General features: G+C 61.8%; 18 protein-coding genes. 12 read left to right on the top strand and 6 right to left on the bottom strand.

Annotation, left to right across the window (positions count from 1 at the left end; translation table 11 throughout):
• Window positions 1-22: 22 nt before the first annotated feature.
• The 5 genes from LIX93_RS29670 to LIX93_RS27320 all read right to left on the bottom strand — a co-directional run bounded on the left by LIX93_RS29670 (window position 23) and on the right by LIX93_RS27320 (window position 5,582).
• The gene (locus LIX93_RS29670; RefSeq protein WP_275948761.1) at window positions 23-1,555 is read right to left on the bottom strand and encodes an amino acid ABC transporter permease/ATP-binding protein; all 1,533 of its coding nucleotides are present in this window, start codon (window positions 1,553-1,555) and stop codon (window positions 23-25) included.
• A 137-nt stretch (window positions 1,556-1,692) separates the two neighbouring features.
• Window positions 1,693-2,487: an ABC transporter substrate-binding protein gene (locus LIX93_RS27335; protein WP_226507170.1), complete on the bottom strand. Its 795-nt coding sequence runs from the start codon at window positions 2,485-2,487 to the stop codon at window positions 1,693-1,695.
• A gap of 29 nt (window positions 2,488-2,516) precedes the next feature.
• On the bottom strand, window positions 2,517-3,560 hold the full coding sequence (locus LIX93_RS27330; protein ID WP_226507169.1) for a 2-oxoglutarate and iron-dependent oxygenase domain-containing protein: 1,044 nt from the start codon (window positions 3,558-3,560) through the stop codon (window positions 2,517-2,519).
• A complete protein-coding gene (locus tag LIX93_RS27325; protein WP_226507168.1) occupies window positions 3,557-4,423 on the bottom strand; it encodes a TIM barrel protein in 867 nt (288 codons plus the stop codon). Before LIX93_RS27325 ends, LIX93_RS27330 begins: the two co-directional genes overlap by 4 nt.
• A 193-nt stretch (window positions 4,424-4,616) precedes the next feature.
• Complete coding sequence (locus LIX93_RS27320) at window positions 4,617-5,582, bottom strand: LysR family transcriptional regulator (protein ID WP_226507167.1); 966 nt, start codon at window positions 5,580-5,582, stop codon at window positions 4,617-4,619.
• Window positions 5,583-5,744: 162 nt separating this feature from the next.
• On the opposite strand from LIX93_RS27320, the gene LIX93_RS27315 reads away from it, so the two are divergent.
• Window positions 5,745-7,271 carry a CoA-acylating methylmalonate-semialdehyde dehydrogenase gene (locus tag LIX93_RS27315; RefSeq protein ID WP_226507166.1) on the top strand — a complete coding sequence of 509 codons (1,527 nt, stop codon included), beginning with the start codon at window positions 5,745-5,747 and terminating at the stop codon, window positions 7,269-7,271.
• An 11-nt stretch (window positions 7,272-7,282) separates the two neighbouring features.
• A complete protein-coding gene (gene mmsB, locus LIX93_RS27310; RefSeq protein ID WP_226507165.1) occupies window positions 7,283-8,164 on the top strand; it encodes a 3-hydroxyisobutyrate dehydrogenase in 882 nt (293 codons plus the stop codon).
• A gap of 91 nt (window positions 8,165-8,255) precedes the next feature.
• Here the strand turns inward: mmsB and LIX93_RS27305 are convergent, their stop codons facing one another.
• A complete protein-coding gene (locus LIX93_RS27305) occupies window positions 8,256-9,542 on the bottom strand; it encodes an OprD family porin (RefSeq protein WP_226507177.1) in 1,287 nt (428 codons plus the stop codon).
• Between the two features lie 559 nt (window positions 9,543-10,101).
• Between LIX93_RS27305 and LIX93_RS27300 the strand changes: the two genes are divergently transcribed.
• The 10 genes from LIX93_RS27300 (at window position 10,102) to LIX93_RS27255 (ending at window position 17,553) form a co-directional block, all read left to right on the top strand.
• On the top strand, window positions 10,102-10,536 hold the full coding sequence (locus LIX93_RS27300) for a biotin/lipoyl-containing protein (protein ID WP_226507164.1): 435 nt from the start codon (window positions 10,102-10,104) through the stop codon (window positions 10,534-10,536).
• A gap of 20 nt (window positions 10,537-10,556) precedes the next feature.
• Window positions 10,557-11,912 (top strand): acetyl-CoA carboxylase biotin carboxylase subunit, encoded by a 1,356-nt coding sequence (gene accC / locus LIX93_RS27295; protein ID WP_226507163.1) that lies wholly within the window; start codon window positions 10,557-10,559, stop codon window positions 11,910-11,912.
• A gap of 5 nt (window positions 11,913-11,917) precedes the next feature.
• A complete protein-coding gene (locus LIX93_RS27290) occupies window positions 11,918-12,337 on the top strand; it encodes a hypothetical protein (protein ID WP_226507162.1) in 420 nt (139 codons plus the stop codon).
• A gap of 10 nt (window positions 12,338-12,347) precedes the next feature.
• A complete protein-coding gene (locus LIX93_RS27285; protein WP_226507161.1) occupies window positions 12,348-13,115 on the top strand; it encodes a 5-oxoprolinase subunit PxpA in 768 nt (255 codons plus the stop codon).
• A 140-nt stretch (window positions 13,116-13,255) separates the two neighbouring features.
• Window positions 13,256-14,002, top strand: a complete 747-nt coding sequence (locus tag LIX93_RS27280) for an SDR family oxidoreductase (protein WP_226507160.1) — start codon at window positions 13,256-13,258, stop codon at window positions 14,000-14,002.
• Window positions 14,003-14,098: 96 nt separating this feature from the next.
• Window positions 14,099-14,800: an amino acid ABC transporter permease gene (locus tag LIX93_RS27275; protein WP_226507159.1), complete on the top strand. Its 702-nt coding sequence runs from the start codon at window positions 14,099-14,101 to the stop codon at window positions 14,798-14,800.
• A 6-nt stretch (window positions 14,801-14,806) separates the two neighbouring features.
• Window positions 14,807-15,565, top strand: a complete 759-nt coding sequence (locus LIX93_RS27270) for an amino acid ABC transporter permease (RefSeq protein ID WP_226507158.1) — start codon at window positions 14,807-14,809, stop codon at window positions 15,563-15,565.
• A 14-nt stretch (window positions 15,566-15,579) separates the two neighbouring features.
• Window positions 15,580-16,308: an amino acid ABC transporter ATP-binding protein gene (locus tag LIX93_RS27265; protein ID WP_226507176.1), complete on the top strand. Its 729-nt coding sequence runs from the start codon at window positions 15,580-15,582 to the stop codon at window positions 16,306-16,308.
• Between the two features lie 90 nt (window positions 16,309-16,398).
• Entirely contained in the window at window positions 16,399-17,232 is an 834-nt protein-coding gene (locus LIX93_RS27260; RefSeq protein ID WP_226507157.1) for a transporter substrate-binding domain-containing protein, read from the top strand.
• Window positions 17,233-17,283: 51 nt separating this feature from the next.
• Window positions 17,284-17,553: a hypothetical protein gene (locus LIX93_RS27255; protein ID WP_226507156.1), complete on the top strand. Its 270-nt coding sequence runs from the start codon at window positions 17,284-17,286 to the stop codon at window positions 17,551-17,553.
• Window positions 17,554-17,641: the final 88 nt, after the last annotated feature.

Here is a 17,641-nt window from a genome sequence, read left to right as displayed (position 1 = left end):
TCGCCGCCATAGACCCACCCTGTCACCCCACCGCCAGACTCTGCTCCACCTCGATCCCCATGAACCGCCGTACCCGTTCACCCTCGGGCTGAGTACGGATCGCCAACGGCGCGGCATCGAGCTGGATATTGCCGTTCTCCATGAACAGCACGCGATCGGAAATCGACATCGCGAAATCCATCTCGTGCGTCACGATCACCAAGGTCATGCCCTCGCGCGCCAGTTGGGCGATCACCTTCAACACTTCGCCCACCAACTCCGGGTCGAGCGCCGACGTCGGCTCGTCGAACAGCATGATCTGCGGCTCCATCGCCAGCGCCCGGGCAATCGCCACGCGCTGCTGCTGGCCACCGGACAGCTGATGGGGATACTTGGCCGCATGGGCCAGCAACCCCACCTTGTCGAGCAAACGCCACGCTCGCTGCTCGGCTTCGGCCTTGGACACGCCGTGATAACGCGGCGCCAGGGTAACGTTGTCAAGGATGGTGCGGTGCGGGAACAGATTGAAGTTCTGGAACACCATGCCAATCTGCCGCACGCCCTTGCGCACCTGGGAGTTATTGGGCGCGTCATTGGCGTGGATATAGCTCTCGCCAAACAGCACGATCTCGCCCTTGTCGATGGTCTCCAGGCCGTTGATGGTGCGAATCAGCGAGGTCTTCCCCGACCCGGACGGGCCGATGATGGAGATCACCTGGCCGGGGGCGATGTTCAGGTCGATGCCCTTGAGCACCTCGTGGTGGCCGTAGCGCTTGTGCACAGTACGCAGTTGCAGCGCCGGCGTGGCATCCATGGTTTTAAGCGCGGTCGCGGCCAGCGCTGTAGGGGCGAGCTGTTGGCGAAACCGCGTGACCCCCTCGTCAGTGAGGGTCTGCGGCTTGCGCAGGCTCAAATCCAGATACCGTTCCAGGCACTGCAACAGCCAGCCGAACACGGTCACGATCAACACGTAATACACGCCGACCGCCGCCAGGGTTTCCATCACCAAAAAGTTTTGCGCATACAGGCGCTGGCCGACGGTGAGCAGTTCGGTCAGGGAAATCACCGAGATCAGCGAGGTCAGTTTCACCACCGTGATGTACTCGTTGATCAGCGTCGGCAACGAGATCCGAAAGGCCTGGGGAATCACGATCAAGCGCTGCAGGCCGAGCAGGCCGATGCCCAGCGCGCGACCGGCTTCCTTCTGCCCCTTGAGCACCGAGATCAGCCCGCCGCGATGGATCTCGGCCATGTACGCGGCCTCGGTCACCACCAGCGCCAACAGGCCGGAATAGAACGGCACCGACAGTACTCCGCCGGTCGAGGGAAACAGCTGCGGCAGGTTGTAGACGAACACCACCAGCACCAACAGCGGGATGCTGCGAAAGAACCAGATATAAATCGACGCCGGTACCCGCAGCCACGCCGAGGTCGAGAGCTTGGCCGAAGCCAGCAAGAACCCCAGCAGCATGCCGATCAGCCACGCCAGGGCGCTCAGCTCGATGACCGTCAGCGTCGCCTCCCAGAAGGCCGGCATCGAAAACAGCGAAACAAAATAAGACCAATCGAATTGCATAGATACCTCACCCAAACCGCTAGACCACAGCTGCCTTGCGTTACCTGTGGGAGCAGGCTCTGCGCGCGAAGCCTTCAGGCTTAAAAATCTTCGCGGACACAGCCCGCTCCTACAGCGGATGCAAGGCGCAAATGCAATCAGTCAGCTGCTTCCAGATCGTATTTTTTCAGGATGGCCGCGTAGGAGCCGTCCTTCTTGCTGGCATCGACCGCCTTGAGCAGCGCCTGGTAGGTCTCGTCATTGCCCTTCTTCACATAGATGCCCAAGGTCTGCGGATAGACCAGGTCATGGGAAGTCACCACCACGCGGCCATTGGTACGATCGGCGATCATGTGCGCGGCGCCGGCGATCTCGACCTGGGCCTGGATGTTCTTTGACAGCAGCGCCTGAGTGACTTCCGGCGCGGACGGGTATTCGCTGATGGTAATCGCGCCCTTGTTGTTCGGCAGGCAGTACTCGGTCGACAACTTGTTGAAGGCCGCCACCCATGTCGTGCCCTGTTCGAGGCCGACTTTGAGGCCGCACAGGTCTTCAGGCTTTTGCGGTTTCAGCTCGCTGTCCTTGGGCGTCATGATCGCCGCGCCGGTCTTGGCGTAAGGGATGGTCAGCGCTTGGGTCTGGCGTTCGGCAGTGATGTACATGCCCGAGATGATCGCGTCGTAGTGCCCGGCGTTCAGGCCCAGAATCAGGTTGGGGAACTTGGTGTCGACGAAGCTGGCCTTGACGCCCATCTCTTTGGCCAGGGCATGGGACAGCTCGGGATCGGAGCCGACCACGTTCTTGTTGGCATCGTAGGATTCGAACGGCGGGTAGGTGATTTCCATGCCCACTTTCAATTCGCCCGGTGTGGCGGTTGGCGCAGCGAGGGCAGCGCCGGCGGCCAGCAGCCCGGCAGCCAAGAGGGTCAAGCGCGTAACGTGAAGGTTCGACATAGGCGGTGCTCCAAGGAAAGGTGGGGGTTTCAGGACGCTTGCGACTGGTTTTTCAAATGGCCGAAGCTCGACGGCTTGCGCGCTTTGGCGGGCAACTGCGCTTCACCGTTTTCCACACGCTTGCGCAGGTACTGGTAGGTCTGCAGCGCCTGCCCGTACATGTGCTCGCCGATGGCGATTTCTTCGTATTCCTGACCTTCCTTGGCAAAGCTGGGCAGGGGTTTGATCTGGGTATGAAAGTCGCAGGCATAGAACAGCGGGAATGAATAGCGCTCCTCGCCGACTTTGCGCACCCGGTGGGCGGTGGCGACAAAGGTGCCGGCGGTCATCACTTCGAGCATGTCGCCGATATTCACCACAAAGGCATCAGCCACCGGCGGCGCGTCGATCCACTGGCCGAGGTCGTTCATCACCTCCAGGCCCGGCTGCTCGGAATGCAGGATGGTGAAGCACTCGTAATCGGTGTGGGCGCCGATCCCAGGCGCATCCTCAGCGTGCGCGTCGAAGGGGTAGTGGATCAGCCGCAGTTTGGACGGCGGGCGGGTGACCATGGCATCGAAGTAATCTTCAGGCAGGCCCAATGCCAGCGCGAAGCCGCCGAACAGTTTGCGACCCAGGGCGAAAATCGCCGCGTAGTAGGCCTGCACCGACGGCTTGAATCCCGGCAGCGTCGGCCAGTTGTTAGGCCCCAGCAGCGGCGTATTGGCCAGTACCAGCGGGTCATCGGCGGGTACTTCGAAGCCGACGTCGAAGGCTTCCTTGTGATCGGGCTTGCCCTTGGCATACACCTCTTCGCCCTCCGGTACGAAGCCCTTGTGGGTGGCCGAGGTGCCGATGTAGTGACGCATCTTGACGTCCAACGGCTGGGCGAAATAATCCTTGGCCGCCTGCTGCAGCCCGGCGATCAATTGCGGCGCGATGCCGTGGCCGGTGATGTAGAGGAAGCCCACATCGCTGGCGGCGCGGCCCAGTTGCTCGGCCACGGCCAGGCGATGTTCGAGTTCGACGCTGAACAGCCCGGCGATGTTCACCACCGGGATGCTTTTGAAGTTGGCGACAGGCTGGTCACTCATGAGTGGGCTCCTGGAAGGTGCGGCGATTGACTGAAGCGTTCGAAGTGCGCGCGCTCGGTGCGGCCCATCCACTGGTTGAGCGACCACAGATCGGCGACGGGAACGTTGGTGAAGGGCAGGTGATGCAGGTAGCCGTCGGCGCCGAACTCCGGGGTCAGGGTGCTGACGCTGAAGCCGCGGCGCTGCTGCGAGCGCCAGATGGCTTCCCAGTGCTGTTGATGGAACGCCAGCTCGCGGGCGTATTCCGGGGCGCCGGGGTGTGGCACCTGCGGGCCTTGGTCATAGCCGACACGGGCCTGAATATGGTGAACGCGTTCGATAAAAGGCGTGAGGTCATCGGCGGGGTCGTCCAGCAGCCGTTCGCAAGTGACGATCCAGTGGCTGATGTCACTGGTGAAGCGCAGGTCGGGCAGTTGCCGAATCAGTTCGAGCGTCACCCAGGGGCTGTACAGCGAACGGGAGCGATGAGTCTCGAACACGCAGGTCTGGCCGTGCTTGTGCGCGAGCGCCATGGCCGCGCCGAAAAACTCCACTTGCTCGCCCATGCCCCAGCGATCATTGCCGGCCAGCACGTTGACGAAACGCGGCGCCAGTTCGCCGACCCAGCCGAGCTTGCGGTCGAGATCGGTCAGGTGCTCGGCAGGCAGAGCCGATTGCACGGGCAACACATCGTAGGCAGTGAACAGAGTGGCGATATAGCCCAGCGCATTGGCGCGCAAAAAGGCCGCGAATTCGGCGCGTTCGGCGGCGTCCAGCGGCATGCGTGCTTCCATGCCGTCGAAGCCTGCGTCCAGCAATTCCTCAAGCGCCTGGGCCTTGCTGGCGGTATAGCCCCAGAGGGTACGAAAAATCTCCAGTTGCATCACGGTGCTCCTCTTGGCTACTGCGTGGCAACGCATCGGCCAGGCCGTGCGTGCGCGTTGTCATGGGCAGTAGCAAAAGGGGAACCGCTGGAGCCGCTACTCTGTGTCAGCGGTCTCGATGGGGCGATCTTAGGCAGGGCAGAGGAGGGGAAAGAATAGGCGCGGTGAAATCGATAGTTCAGGAAAATCTGAACTATCGTTCTGCAGCAAGGGGCTGCCGGAACCTCAGCGGCGCCGGCTCGCCCATGAGGAAGGCGTGGTTCATCTCGGTGACTTCGCGGATGTAATCCCACAGCAGGGTAATCCGCTTGAGCTTGCGCAGATCCTCCCGGCAGTACATCCAGAATTGCCGAGTAATCTCCACCTCCTCCGGCAGCACTGCAATCATCCGTGGATCCTGCGCCGCCAAAAAACACGGCAATATCGCCAGCGACCGCCCCTGCAGCGCCGCCACATACTGCGCGATCACGCTGGTACTGCGCAGATTGGCGCTGGCGCCGGGCAACAAGTTGGCCAGGTACAGGAGCTCGGAACTGAACGCCAGATCATCCACATAACTGACGAACGGATGGCTATTGAGGTCGCTCGGTTGCCGGATCGGTCCGTGGGAATCCAGGTAATCCTGGGTGGCATACAACCGCAGTGTGTAGTCGGTCAGTTTGCAGCACACATAGGGTCCATGCTCGGGGCGCTCCAGGGCGATGACGATATCGGCCTCGCGCTTGGACAGGCTGATGAAGTGCGGCAGCGGCAGGATGTCGACGGAAATCGCGGGGTAGGCATCGACGAAGTGGCTCAACTGTGGGGTGATGAAAAAACTGCCGAAGCCCTCGGTGCAGCCCATGCGGATATGCCCGGACAATGCCACGCCGGAGCCGGAGACCTGCTCGCAGGCCATGTGCAGCGTGCTCTCGATGGTCTCGGCATAGCTGAGCAGGCGCTGGCCCTCGGCAGTGAGCACGAAGCCGTTGGTACGCGACTTTTCGAACAGCAAGGTGCCGAGTGCAGTTTCCAGCGAGGAGATGCGCCGCGACACGGTGGTGTAATCCACGCCCAGACGTTTAGCGGCATTGCTGGCCTTGCGCGTGCGTGCCACCTCCAGGAAAAACTTGAGGTCGTCCCAGTTCAGCGCGTTTAACGAGGTGATGTTTTTTTGCATGTTGGACCGGCTTTATTCTGCATTTTTATTGGAAGTTTGCACATCTATACTCCAGTACGACCCCATTTTCCAAGCCATACCAAAGGTTGATGGCTCGTCTTCCTGATCGGCCATCTGAGCTCGATCAGACATCCGCACAATAAAAACAAGTCGGAGATTTCAATGAATGCTTCCCTCACACCCGGCCAGACTGCCGTGCAGTCCGCCAAGCTGCTGATCAACGGCCAGTGGGTCGAATCGCAGACCAGCGAATGGCGCGATATCGTCAACCCCGCTACCCAACAAGTCCTCGCCCGCGTGCCCTTCGCCACCCCCGACGAAGTCAACGCCGCCGTGGCCGCCGCCCATGAAGCCTTCAAGACCTGGCGGCACACGCCGCTTGGCGCGCGCATGCGCATCATGCTCAAGCTGCAGGCGCTGGTGCGTGAGCACTCCAAACGCATTGCCCTGACCCTGAGCGCCGAACAAGGCAAGACCGTCGCCGATGCCGAGGGCGATATCTTCCGCGGCCTTGAAGTGGTCGAGCATGCCTGCTCCATCGGCACCCTGCAGATGGGCGAATTCGCCGAGAATGTCGCCGGTGGCGTCGACACCTACACGCTGCGCCAGCCGATCGGTGTGTGCGCGGGCATCACCCCGTTCAACTTCCCGGCGATGATCCCGCTGTGGATGTTCCCGATGGCCATCGTCTGCGGCAACACCTTCGTGCTCAAGCCGTCCGAGCAGGACCCGCTGTCGACCCTGATGCTGGTGGAGCTGGCGCTGGAAGCCGGGGTGCCGCCGGGTGTGCTCAACGTGGTGCATGGCGGTAAGGAAGTGGTGGATGCCATCTGCACCCACCCGGATATCAAGGCGGTGTCTTTCGTCGGTTCCACGGCGGTAGGCACCCACGTGTACGACCTGGCCGGTCGTCACGGCAAGCGCGTGCAGTCGATGATGGGCGCCAAGAACCACGCCGTGGTGTTGCCCGACGCCAATCGTGCGCAAACCCTCAACGCCCTGGCTGGCGCAGCGTTCGGTGCGGCGGGTCAGCGCTGCATGGCGACCTCGGTAGCGGTGCTGGTGGGGTCCACCAAGGAATGGATCCCCGAACTCAAGGCGCTGGCGCAGAAACTCAAGGTCAATGCCGGCAGCGAGGCGGGCACCGACGTGGGCCCGGTGATTTCCAAGCGCGCCAAGGAACGCGTACTGAGCCTGATCGCCAGTGGCGTGGAGCAGGGCGCAACCCTCGAGCTGGACGGCCGCGACGTGGTGGTGCCAGGTTATGAGGAAGGCAACTTCGTCGGCCCGACGCTGTTTTCCGGGGTGACCACCGACATGCGCATCTACACCGAAGAAATCTTCGGCCCGGTGCTGGTGGTGCTCACCGTCGATACCTTCGACGAGGCCATCGCGTTGGTCAACCGCAACCCCTTCGGCAACGGCACGGGCCTGTTCACCCAGAGCGGCGCGGCGGCGCGCAAGTTCCAGAGCGAAATCGACGTCGGCCAGGTGGGCATCAACATCCCGATCCCGGTGCCGGTGCCGTTCTTCAGCTTCACCGGTTCGCGTGGCTCCAAGCTTGGGGACCTCGGCCCGTACGGCAAGCAGGTGGTGCAGTTCTACACCCAGACCAAAACGGTCACTGCCCGATGGTTCGACGATGACAGCGTCAATGACGGCGTCAACACCACCATCAACCTGCGTTAGGAGTTCATGCCATGCGTATTGCATTCGTAGGGCTGGGCAACATGGGCGCGCCGATGGCGCGCAACCTGCTCAAGGCCGGTCACGAGCTGCATCTGTTCGACCTCAATACCACAGTGCTCGCGGAGCTGGCCGAACTCGGCGGGCAGATTGCCCTGTCACCGCGCGACGCGGCCGCCCAGGGTGATCTGGTGATCACCATGCTGCCGGCAGCGGCTCATGTGCGCAGCGTCTATCTCAATGAAGACGGCGTGCTGGCCGGGATTCGCGCCGGTACGCCCGCCGTGGATTGCAGCACCATCGATCCGCAGACGGCGCGCGACATCAGCGCCGCCGCCGCCAAGCAGGGAATCGACCTGGGTGATGCACCCGTCTCCGGAGGCACCGGCGGTGCTCAGGCCGGGACCTTGACCTTCATGGTCGGCGCCACCCCGGCGTTGTTCGCGACGCTCAAGCCGGTGCTGGAGCAGATGGGCCGCAACATCGTCCATTGCGGCGAAGTGGGCACCGGGCAGATCGCCAAGATCTGCAACAACCTGCTGCTGGGGATTTCCATGATCGGCGTGGCCGAGGCCATGGCGCTGGGCGATGCGCTGGGGATCGATACCGGCGTGCTGGCGGGGATCATCAACAGTTCGACGGGGCGTTGCTGGAGTTCGGACACCTACAACCCGTGGCCGGGCATTGTCGAGACGGCGCCAGCGTCACGTGGCTACAGCGGCGGGTTCGGGGCGGAGCTGATGCTCAAGGACCTGGGCCTGGCGACCGAGGCGGCCAAGCAGGCGCGCCAGCCGGTGGTGCTGGGCGCGGTGGCGCAGCAGCTGTATCAGGCGATGAGCCTGCGCGGTGATGGCGGGCTGGATTTTTCGGCGATCGTCAAAGCCTATCAACGTTGACCGAAATCTGTAGCGAGGGGGCTTGCCCCGATTGCTTGCTGACTGACGCACAGCAATCGGGGGCCAGCCCCGTTCGCTACAGGGGTGGGGATCAGAACAGCGAGATCGGATAGTCGATGATCACGCGATATTCATCGGTGTCACGCTGCATGTCGGTGCGGAACACCCCTTGGCGCAATGCGGTGCTCAGGCCCTTGGCCGGCCCTGACTGCACGGTGTAGGCGAGGGTGGTATCGCGGGTCCATTCCTTGCCATCGGCGCCGGCGGTCTTGATGTGGTCGCCATTGGTGTAAACGGTTTTGATCGTCCAGCCCGGATAACCCAGCCCGGCGAAGTCATAGACATAGCGCAGTTGCCAGGCTCGTTCGCCAGCACGCTGGAATTTCCCGGACATGGTTTCGGTCATGAAGTAGCTGGTGGTCCCGGCGCCTTCGTTGAGCCACACCGCATCGCTGCTGCCGTTGACTTGCTGATAACCGGCGGACACCGCGTGGGCACCCAGGGTGTAAGTGAACAAGCCGCTGGTCAAACGGCTGTCGACCTTGCCGCGGGTCACGCCGTTGCCGTAATAGCCGGTGCTGAAGTAATCGGAGTCATGGCCGTTCTTGCCATCGGAACTGTTGTCCCAATGACGGAAGTCCGAGGTCAGGCGACCCGGGCCCAAGTTGATACCGTACAACGCGCCAACAAAGTGCTGTTTATAGAAATTGGTCAGGTTGGCGTAGTAATACTGCAGCGTCAGGTTGGGTGTGGCTTTATAAGTGGCGCCGCCATACCAGAATTCGTGAGAGTAGGTGCTGGTAGTGGTGTTGATACCCGGATTGGTCGGGTCGAGCTTGGCGTTGGAACCGGCGATCGACAAGCCCTCTTCGTCGGTCGACCCGCGCTCTTTGACCTTGTCGATACGCCCGGCGGTCAGGGTCAGATTGTCGATTTCCCGAGACTGCACTTGAACGCCGTTGAAGGTCTGGAACACCAGGCGGTCACTGGCCACCAGGATCGGCAGGTTGGGTTGCAAGGTGCCGTAACGGAACTCGGTTTTCGACACCAGCGCTTTCAGCGTCGCGCCGACACTGGCGAATTCGTCTACCGCGCGACCATCCCCGTCGGTGGGGAAGATGTTGCCGTTGCGCGAGCTACCGGTGGGGTTGTAATGCACGCCTTTACCGGAATCCAGCTTGATACCCAACATGCCTACGGCATCCACGCCAAAGCCGACCGGCCCTTGGGTGAAACCGGAAGTAAAGTTGAGGACGAAGCCCTGGCCCCACTCTTGAGTGTAATTAGGCGCTGCGGCCCCATCGCGGTTATCGGAGTTACTGTAAAAGTTGCGCGCCAATAAAGTCGCATGACTGTCATCAACGAAACCTGCTGCCATACCATTCTGAACTACCAAGAGTCCGAGAATCCCCGCGGAGTATTTAATCAAGGTCATGATGCTACCTAATGCCTTTGCATGATGTGTGAAATAGCGTGCTTTATTGGCAGTGGTGCGAGTGCGCAGGGTTTTAAGCAAAGCGACAGCGATACATCGCTTGCTAAAAGGCGGTTACTTCAAGATTGGCGCTATCCCCGGTGATCTGTGTCACGTCAGGCGCAGTACTCGGCACACCGCAAACCTACGCAAAAGTTTCATCTTGGGGTTAAGACAACTTTGCTCTGGCTGGATAGGGAACGCTTATGACTCACACAAGTGCAACTATTAAGGGCGGCCATCACAATAATGGTGCGCGCGACATCGCCGCTGCCTATGGCGGCATCGGTAAATGTGATCGACGTCAGTTCAATAATAAACATCACCCCGCGCCGGGTCATAAGTCGCACTTATCGCCCCAGCGGTAAACGCTCTTGGCGCGCTGACGCCCAGGCTCGGTACATTGGCCGCAGACCAAGGGCAATGCCGTGCCAGCCGAATGAGCAAGGGGCAGATAATCAACATGGATCAACAACGCATCAAACAGCTGATCGACCTGCTGGCCGAGTCGGACCTGAGTGAAATGACCCTCAGCGAAGGCGGCACCACGGTGACGCTGAGCCGCCATTCCACTGCATCGGCAGTGATGCCCCAGAGCCCTGAAGCGGCGCCGTCTGCGGTCGCCGAGATCGCCCCGCCAGCAGCCCCGATCAATACACCTGCCGCCAGCCAGATCTGCTCCCCGCTGTACGGCGTACTACACCTGACGCCATCACCCGATGAGCCGCCGTTCACCACGATCGGCGCCACCGTGGCGGTCGGGCAGACCCTGTGTATCGTCGAGGCGATGAAGATGTTCCATCAGGTCAAGGCCAATAAGGCCGGGCGCATCGACGCCATCCTCGCCCAGCCCGGCGACGAGGTGGAATCCGGCCAGCCGCTGTTCAGCATTCTCTAGCTCACCCACAGGTTGCCCCCATGTTCGATAAAGTACTGATCGCCAACCGCGGTGAAATCGCCCTGCGGATTCAGCGCGCCTGCCACGGCCTGGGTCTGAAGACGGTGATGGTCTATTCCGAGGCGGATGCCCAGGCGTCCTACCTGCAATACGCTGACGAGGCGCTGTGTATCGGCCCGGCCGCCCCCGGCCAGAGCTACCTGAATCAGCAAGCGATCCTGTATGCCGCCCAGGCCACCGGCGCCCAGGCGATCCATCCAGGCTACGGCTTTCTCTCCGAGAACGCGGACTTCAGCGAGCGTGTCGAAGCCGCTGGCATGACCTTTATCGGCCCCACCGCCGAGTGCATCCGGCAGATGGGTGACAAGGTCGCCGCCAAGCGCGCCATGCGCAAGGCCGGTGTGCCCTGCGTGCCGGGCCCGGAAGGCTCACTGCCGGATGATCCGGCCAGCATCCAGCGCATCGGTGACGAGATCGGCTACCCGGTCATCGTCAAGGCGGCGGGCGGAGGCGGCGGGCGCGGCATGCGCATGGTCGAGCGCGGCGAAGATCTGTTGCCAGCCGTCAGCGTCACCCGCGAAGAAGCGCGGCGCGCCTTCGGCAACCCCGAGCTCTATATCGAAAAGTTTCTTGGCCACCCGCGGCACGTGGAAATCCAGGTGCTCTGCGATAATCATGGCAAAGGTGTGTGGCTCGGCAGCCGTGACTGCTCGCAACAGCGCCGCCATCAAAAAGTCCTCGAAGAGGCGCCGGCTCCTGGTATCGACGAGGCGTTGATCGCGGCAGTGGGCGAGCGCTGTGTGCTGGCTTGTCAGCAGATCGGTTATCGGGGCGTTGGTACGTTCGAGTTCCTGTTCGAAGACGGCGAGTTCTATTTCATCGAGATGAACACCCGCCTGCAGGTCGAGCATCCGGTCACCGAATTGACCACTGGCATCGACATCGTCCAGCAGCAATTACGCATGGCCTTGGGTGAGTCGCTGACGCTCCAGCAAAGCGATGTGCGCACCCACGGCCACTCGCTGGAGTGTCGCATCAACGCCGAGGACCCGCAGACCTTCATCCCCACCCCCGGCCGCGTCACCCGCTGGGAAGTACCGGGCGGCATGGGCGTGCGGGTCGACTCTCACGTGACCGCCGGCTATCAGGTGCCGCCCTATTACGACTCGATGATCGCCAAGGTCATCACCCACGGCGCGACCCGCGATGAAGCCTTGGCGCGGATGCGTACGGCGTTGGCGCAGTTGCGTATCGAGGGCATCTCAAGCAACGTCGCGCTGCACCGCGACATTCTCCAGGACCCGGACTTCTGTGCAGGTTCGGTGGACATTCATCACCTGGAACGTTGGCTCAAGGCCCGTCGGGAAGCGGAGTAATCACGATGCACATCAGCAAGATTCGCCAGATCGTCGAATGGGTCAGCAGCGCCAACCTGGCGCAGTTCGAACTGCACAGCAGCGAGTTCAGCATCCGCTTGACTCGGCCGGCCAAAACGCCCGCCAGCACGCCGCGCCAGGCGTCCATCACCGAGGCACCGGCCATCGAGACACCGGCGCTGAAGATCGCCGCCATGGCTACCGTGTGCGGGCGCTTCCTGTCGCGGCATCCCTCGCGCGATGAACCCGAGGTGCGCCCCGGCGATGCCCTGGAGCCTGGCACTCTGGTCGGCCTGATCGCGGTGGGCGAGTTGCTGTTGCCGGTCACGGCCTCCGCCAGCGGCACCCTGGGCGCCTTCATGGTCGCCGACCAACAACTGGTGAGCTACGGCACACCGCTGGTATCGCTGGCCGAGCCAGCTTGAGGAGCAGCACATGAAAATCGATTTGAATGCGGACCTCGGCGAAGGCTTCGGCGCTTACCGAATGGGCGAGGACGAGGCGTTGATGCAGATCATCTCGTCGGCCAACGTCGCCTGCGGCTTTCATGCCGGCGACCCGCTGATCATGGACAGCACCGTGCGCCTGGCAATGGCGGGCGGGATCGATCTGGGTGCGCACGTGGGTTTCCCCGACTTGCTCGGGTTCGGCCGCCGCAAGATGCAGATCGAAACGCGCGAGCTGGCCACCTACGTCATCTATCAACTGGGCGCGCTGGCCGGTTTCGCCGCCGCTATCGGGCACCGCATGACCCACATGAGTTTTCACGGTGCGCTGGGCAACATGGCCGCCGCGGATGCCGACCTCGCCGATCCGTTGATCGCCGCGGTGGCCGCGTTCGACTCGAGGCTGATCATCAGTTCGTCCACCAGCCGCGCCATTGAAGCTGCGGCCGAACGTCACGGCTTGCGGGTGGCCACCACTTTCCTGGCCGATCGTGCGTACGATAAGAGCGGCCTGTTGGTGCCACGCCAGTTGCCCGACTCGGTCATCAAGGACCCGCTCAAGGTGCGCGATCGCGTGCGCCAGTTGCTCGATGAAGGCACCGTGACTTGCTACACCGGCGAGCGCATCAAGATCGATGCCTGCTCCATTCTGCTCCACGGTGATACCGCAGGCTCCGTGGAGCTGGCCCGCGGCATTCGCCGGGAAATCGAGCAGGGCGGCGGCGAAATCGTCCCTGTTTCACACCTGATCCCCTGATTTTACGGGGCCTTGCGGGGCCATAAGGCGGGCTTATCGCCACACAGCGATTACGTCTTGGCGCCCACAATCGCCGCCCAGTACAGTCGATACCAAGACCTGCCATGCGGGTCGTCGAACGCTTTGATGAGGAATGCGACATGCCATTTTCTGACTACAAAACCGCGCTGGTCACCGGGGCTTCTTCGGGCATCGGTGCCGCGACCGTCGAGCGTCTGTGCCGCGAAGGCATCACGGTGCATGCGGTGGCGCGCAATGCCGAGAACCTGGCAGCGCTGGCCGAGCGCACTGGCTGCATTCCTCACGCTCTGGACGTCGCCGATCTCAAAGGCATGACCGCTTTGGCCGAAGGTCTGGAAATCGACATCCTGGTCAACAATGCCGGAGTCGATCGTCCGGGTTCGATCCTCAACGCAGACGCCGAGGGCATCGATGCGCTGATCGACGTCAACCTGCGCGCGGTGCTACATCTCACGCGGCTGTTCGTGCCTGGCATGGTGGCGCGCGATCGCGGCCATGTGATCAATATCAGTTCCATCGCTGCGGCCTACAACTTCGGTGGCAATTCCACGTATCACGCCACCAAGGCGGCGGTGAGCATGCTCTCGCGCAACCTGCGTATCGATGTGTTCGGCAAGCGCGTGCGTGTCACTGAAATCTGCCCGGGCCGCGTGGCTACGGACATCTTCGCTCACGTGCATGGCAACCCTGAAGAGAGCCACAAGAAGTACATCGAAGGTTTCGAACTGCCGGTGGCCAGCGACATTGCTGACGCCATTGCCTTTGCCATCGCAGCCCCGGTGTCCATGAACGTCGGCCATATGGAAATCACTCCGACCCTGCAGGTGCCGGGCGGCCTGCAGACGACGCGCCCTCAGGAGAGTTGAGGCAGCAGCCGGACCAGAACGGGATCTCACCCGTCACGCCTGCGGGCTCCGGTTTTCATTTCATGCTGCCGCTACAGATATCCGAAGGTGATTCCCATGATTAAAGGTTTCGACTTGGGGCCGATTTTGACGGGCGAGTACGCCGCGCTGATGCTGCAGGGCGCGGAGTTGACCCTCAAGCTGATGCTCTGCGCGTGGCTGCTGGCCATGAGCCTGGCCTTTTTGCTGGTGGTCGTACGCCTGACCCACAACAGGCTGGCCGTGGCTCTGGTGGCGGGCTATGTGGCCTATCACCGCAACGTGCCGACGCTGGTGCAATTGATGCTCTGGTATTTCGGCGTACCGACCTTGCTGCCCGATAGCGCGCAGTTGTGGCTGGCCAACTACAGCACCGAATTCATTTTCGCGGTGATCGCGCTGGGCCTGTGCCAAGCGGCGTACTTTTCCGAGGACCTGCGTGCCGGCCTGCGTGCCATCCCCGATGGGCAGACCGAAGCGGCGCGGGCGCTGGGCATGGGCTACATGCGTTCGATGCGCTACGTGATCCTGCCGCAGGGCATCCGCAATTCGCTGCCGTCGCTGATCAACCACACCGTGCTGCTGTTCAAGAACACCAGTCTGGCCATGGCCATCGGCGTGGTGGAGCTGACCTACGCCACCCGTGAAGTTGAAAACTACACCTTCCGCACGTTCGAGTCGTACCTGGTCGCCACCGTCGGCTATCTGGTGGTCTCGTTGTTGCTGATGGGCATCGGGGCGCTTATCGCTCGCCGTTTCGATCTGGCCAGAGCGAGGTAATCAGTCATGTTCGATGTGTTCGCTATCCTCCACAACAACTGGGAATTGCTGCTGATCGGCCAGTACCCGAACGGTCCACTGGGCGGGCTGGTCAGCACGCTGATCCTTTCCGCGCTGGCGCTGGTAATTGCCTTCCCGCTGAGCATCCTGCTGGCCATGGCGCGCATTTCGCCATTGCGCGCGCTGCGTTACCCGGCCTTCGTGTGGGTGTACGTGCTGCGCGGTATCCCGTTGTTGCTGGTGGTGTTCTGGACCTACTTTTTGGTGCCAGTGCTGATCGGCCGCAACATCAGCGCCTTCACGACCATGCTCTGCACGCTGGTGATCTATCAGAGCGCCTACCTCAGCGAGATCGTGCGCGGCGGCATTCAGGCCTTGCCCAACGGTCAGTACGAAGCGTCGCGGGCACTGGGTATGGGCTATTGGCGGGCGATGACCTGGGTGATCCTGCCGCAGGCGCTGTACAACGCCTTGCCGAGCCTGATCAGCCAGTTCGTGTCGATCATCAAGGAGACCACGCTGGGCTACATCATCAATCTGCAGGAGCTGACGTTCTCGGCCAATCAGGTCAACAACCAGCTGCTGACCAAGCCGTTCCAGGTTTATTTCATTCTGGCGGCGAGCTACTTCTGCATCTGCTACAGCCTGACGCGAGTGGCCGGCGCCGTGGAAAAGCGCATCGAGCGCAAGCGCAAGGGTGACAACGGCAGCGCTCCGGCAGCCAAGGTCATTCCCGATCTCGTCTCCACCGATCTCTCCAGGTAATCGCCATGCAACCGATGATCACATTCGCCAATATCGACAAGTGGTACGGCGCGTACCGCGCCCTCACCACTATCAACGCCGAGATCACCAAGGGTGAAGTGGTGGTGGTCTGCGGGCCTTCGGGCTCGGGCAAGTCCACGCTGATCCGCACGGTCAATCGCCTTGAGGGCATCCAGGGCGGGCAGATTCTGTTCGAGGGGCACGATATCCATGGTACCGATGCCAACGTCAATCGCCTGCGCAGCCGTATCGGTTTCGTGTTTCAGAGCTTCAATCTGTTCCCCCATCTGTCGGTGCTCGACAACGTGATTCTGTCGCCCACCAAGGTCAAGGGCATCAAGGGTTCCGCGGCCAAGAAGCAGGCGATGGAGCTGCTCGACCGCGTCGGCATGACGCACAAGGCCGGGGCCTATCCGGGGCAACTGTCCGGTGGTCAGCAGCAGCGCGTGGCGATCGCCCGGGCGTTGGCCATGGAGCCGCCGGTGATGCTCTTCGACGAGCCCACCAGTGCGCTGGACCCAGAAATGGTCGGCGAAGTACTCAGTGTGATGCGCGGCTTGGCCAAGGAGGGCATGACCATGATGTGCGTCACCCACGAGATGAATTTCGCCCGCGAAGTAGCCGACACGATCTGGTTCATGGATGCCGGGCAGATCCTCGAAAAGGCTACGCCCGAGGTGTTCTTCAGCCAGCCGGCGCACCCGCGGGCGCAGCGTTTCATCAGCGATTTACGCTCTCATTGAGGCGCCGTCAGAGCCGCCCTTGAATTTTGCGCGGGCCTCCGCGCGTACTCAGCCTGCCGCCCCAACTACACACTTTTTGAGGATGGATGCATGCGTATCAAATCGGCCTGTCTGGCCCTGATGTTCACCCCCGTAATGGCCATGACCGCGCACGCTGATCAGTGGGCCGATGTGCAGGCCAAGCAGACCTTGAGCTGCGGCGTATATTCCGACGTCCCCCCGTTCTCTTCGCCCAGCCCCACCACCCGTGCGCTCGAAGGCATGGATGTGGACTTGTGCAACGCCCTGGCCAAGCACCTTGGCGTTAAGGTCGAGCTCAAACCGCTGTCGGGTGAAGCTCGAGTTCCGGAAGTGAAGATGGGGCGCGTCGACGTGGTCATCGCCAATCTGGCGTACACCAAGACCCGCGCCCAGCAGATCCAGTTCAGCGACCCCTACTACGTGGCCAAGGAAATGCTCGTGGTGAAAAAGCCACTGGCTGACGAACCGCGTTCGTACTTCGAAGGCAAGCGCATCAGCGCCACCAAGGGTTCGACATCCGAACAGTCGATTCGCATGGCCAAGGCTACCCCTGTGACCTTCCAGGACACCGGTTCGGCGTACCTGGCCGTGCAGCAGAACAAGGTGCTGGGCGTGGTGACCAACGCCATGTCGGCGACCAAGCTGGTGAGCCAGGCCGCCGCCGGTGGTGTCGAGCTGGGCATCGTCAAGGAGCCGATGGCGCTGGAGCCTGTGAGCGTAGGCATGCGCCTTGACGAGCCGGCCATGCTGGCGAAGGTCAACGACGCGTTGATGGCGATGGAAAACGCTGGCGAGATCGATCAGATCTGGGCCAAGTGGATCGGCCCGAACACCGAGTACAAGATGGTTCGCGAAGAGAAGGTGCAGAAACTCAGCGCACTCAAGTTCGAACCGCTGGAGTAATCAGCGGCTCAGTTGAACGATCGGTTTATCAAAGTCCACGGAGCGTCGAATATGAAAACGTTGATGGCGGTTGCGGCCTTGTTGGTTGCAGGTAACGCGATGGCGGCCGAGGACATGTGTTCTCTGCAGCTGCAAAAACTCACTGATGAGGCGACGGTTGCCAAGCCGGCGTCTACCACTGGGTCGTCTTCGGAGGTCAACAAGTTGATCGCTGAGGCCAAGGGGTACAAGGCCAAAGGTGATTTGGACAACTGCGCTCGTAGTGGTCAGAAGGCGTTGACGTTGATCAAGCAGAATGGCGGTAGTTCGGCTACGCAATAAGGCTGAGTGTTGCTGGGTGGCTTTATTGGTCGGTGGGGGGGCGTTGATTGGGGTGGTTCTGCTTTCGAGCCGGCCTTGGGGTCGCGGC

It is taken from the genome of Pseudomonas sp. MWU16-30317 (genome assembly GCF_020515695.1).
Lineage (GTDB): Bacteria > Pseudomonadota > Gammaproteobacteria > Pseudomonadales > Pseudomonadaceae > Aquipseudomonas.
This window is presented reverse-complemented; position numbering and strand designations above follow the sequence as displayed.

Coding starts and splice junctions, on each gene's coding strand:
- LIX93_RS29670 (WP_275948761.1), bottom strand. CDS start 1,555: ATGCAATTCGATTGGTCTTATTTTGTTTCGCTGTTTTCGATGCCGGCC.
- LIX93_RS27335 (WP_226507170.1), bottom strand. CDS start 2,487: ATGTCGAACCTTCACGTTACGCGCTTGACCCTCTTGGCTGCCGGGCTG.
- LIX93_RS27330 (WP_226507169.1), bottom strand. CDS start 3,560: ATGAGTGACCAGCCTGTCGCCAACTTCAAAAGCATCCCGGTGGTGAAC.
- LIX93_RS27325 (WP_226507168.1), bottom strand. CDS start 4,423: ATGCAACTGGAGATTTTTCGTACCCTCTGGGGCTATACCGCCAGCAAG.
- LIX93_RS27320 (WP_226507167.1), bottom strand. CDS start 5,582: ATGCAAAAAAACATCACCTCGTTAAACGCGCTGAACTGGGACGACCTC.
- LIX93_RS27315 (WP_226507166.1), top strand. CDS start 5,745: ATGAATGCTTCCCTCACACCCGGCCAGACTGCCGTGCAGTCCGCCAAG.
- mmsB (WP_226507165.1), top strand. CDS start 7,283: ATGCGTATTGCATTCGTAGGGCTGGGCAACATGGGCGCGCCGATGGCG.
- LIX93_RS27305 (WP_226507177.1), bottom strand. CDS start 9,542: ATGGCAGCAGGTTTCGTTGATGACAGTCATGCGACTTTATTGGCGCGC.
- LIX93_RS27300 (WP_226507164.1), top strand. CDS start 10,102: ATGGATCAACAACGCATCAAACAGCTGATCGACCTGCTGGCCGAGTCG.
- accC (WP_226507163.1), top strand. CDS start 10,557: ATGTTCGATAAAGTACTGATCGCCAACCGCGGTGAAATCGCCCTGCGG.
- LIX93_RS27290 (WP_226507162.1), top strand. CDS start 11,918: ATGCACATCAGCAAGATTCGCCAGATCGTCGAATGGGTCAGCAGCGCC.
- LIX93_RS27285 (WP_226507161.1), top strand. CDS start 12,348: ATGAAAATCGATTTGAATGCGGACCTCGGCGAAGGCTTCGGCGCTTAC.
- LIX93_RS27280 (WP_226507160.1), top strand. CDS start 13,256: ATGCCATTTTCTGACTACAAAACCGCGCTGGTCACCGGGGCTTCTTCG.
- LIX93_RS27275 (WP_226507159.1), top strand. CDS start 14,099: ATGATTAAAGGTTTCGACTTGGGGCCGATTTTGACGGGCGAGTACGCC.
- LIX93_RS27270 (WP_226507158.1), top strand. CDS start 14,807: ATGTTCGATGTGTTCGCTATCCTCCACAACAACTGGGAATTGCTGCTG.
- LIX93_RS27265 (WP_226507176.1), top strand. CDS start 15,580: ATGATCACATTCGCCAATATCGACAAGTGGTACGGCGCGTACCGCGCC.
- LIX93_RS27260 (WP_226507157.1), top strand. CDS start 16,399: ATGCGTATCAAATCGGCCTGTCTGGCCCTGATGTTCACCCCCGTAATG.
- LIX93_RS27255 (WP_226507156.1), top strand. CDS start 17,284: ATGAAAACGTTGATGGCGGTTGCGGCCTTGTTGGTTGCAGGTAACGCG.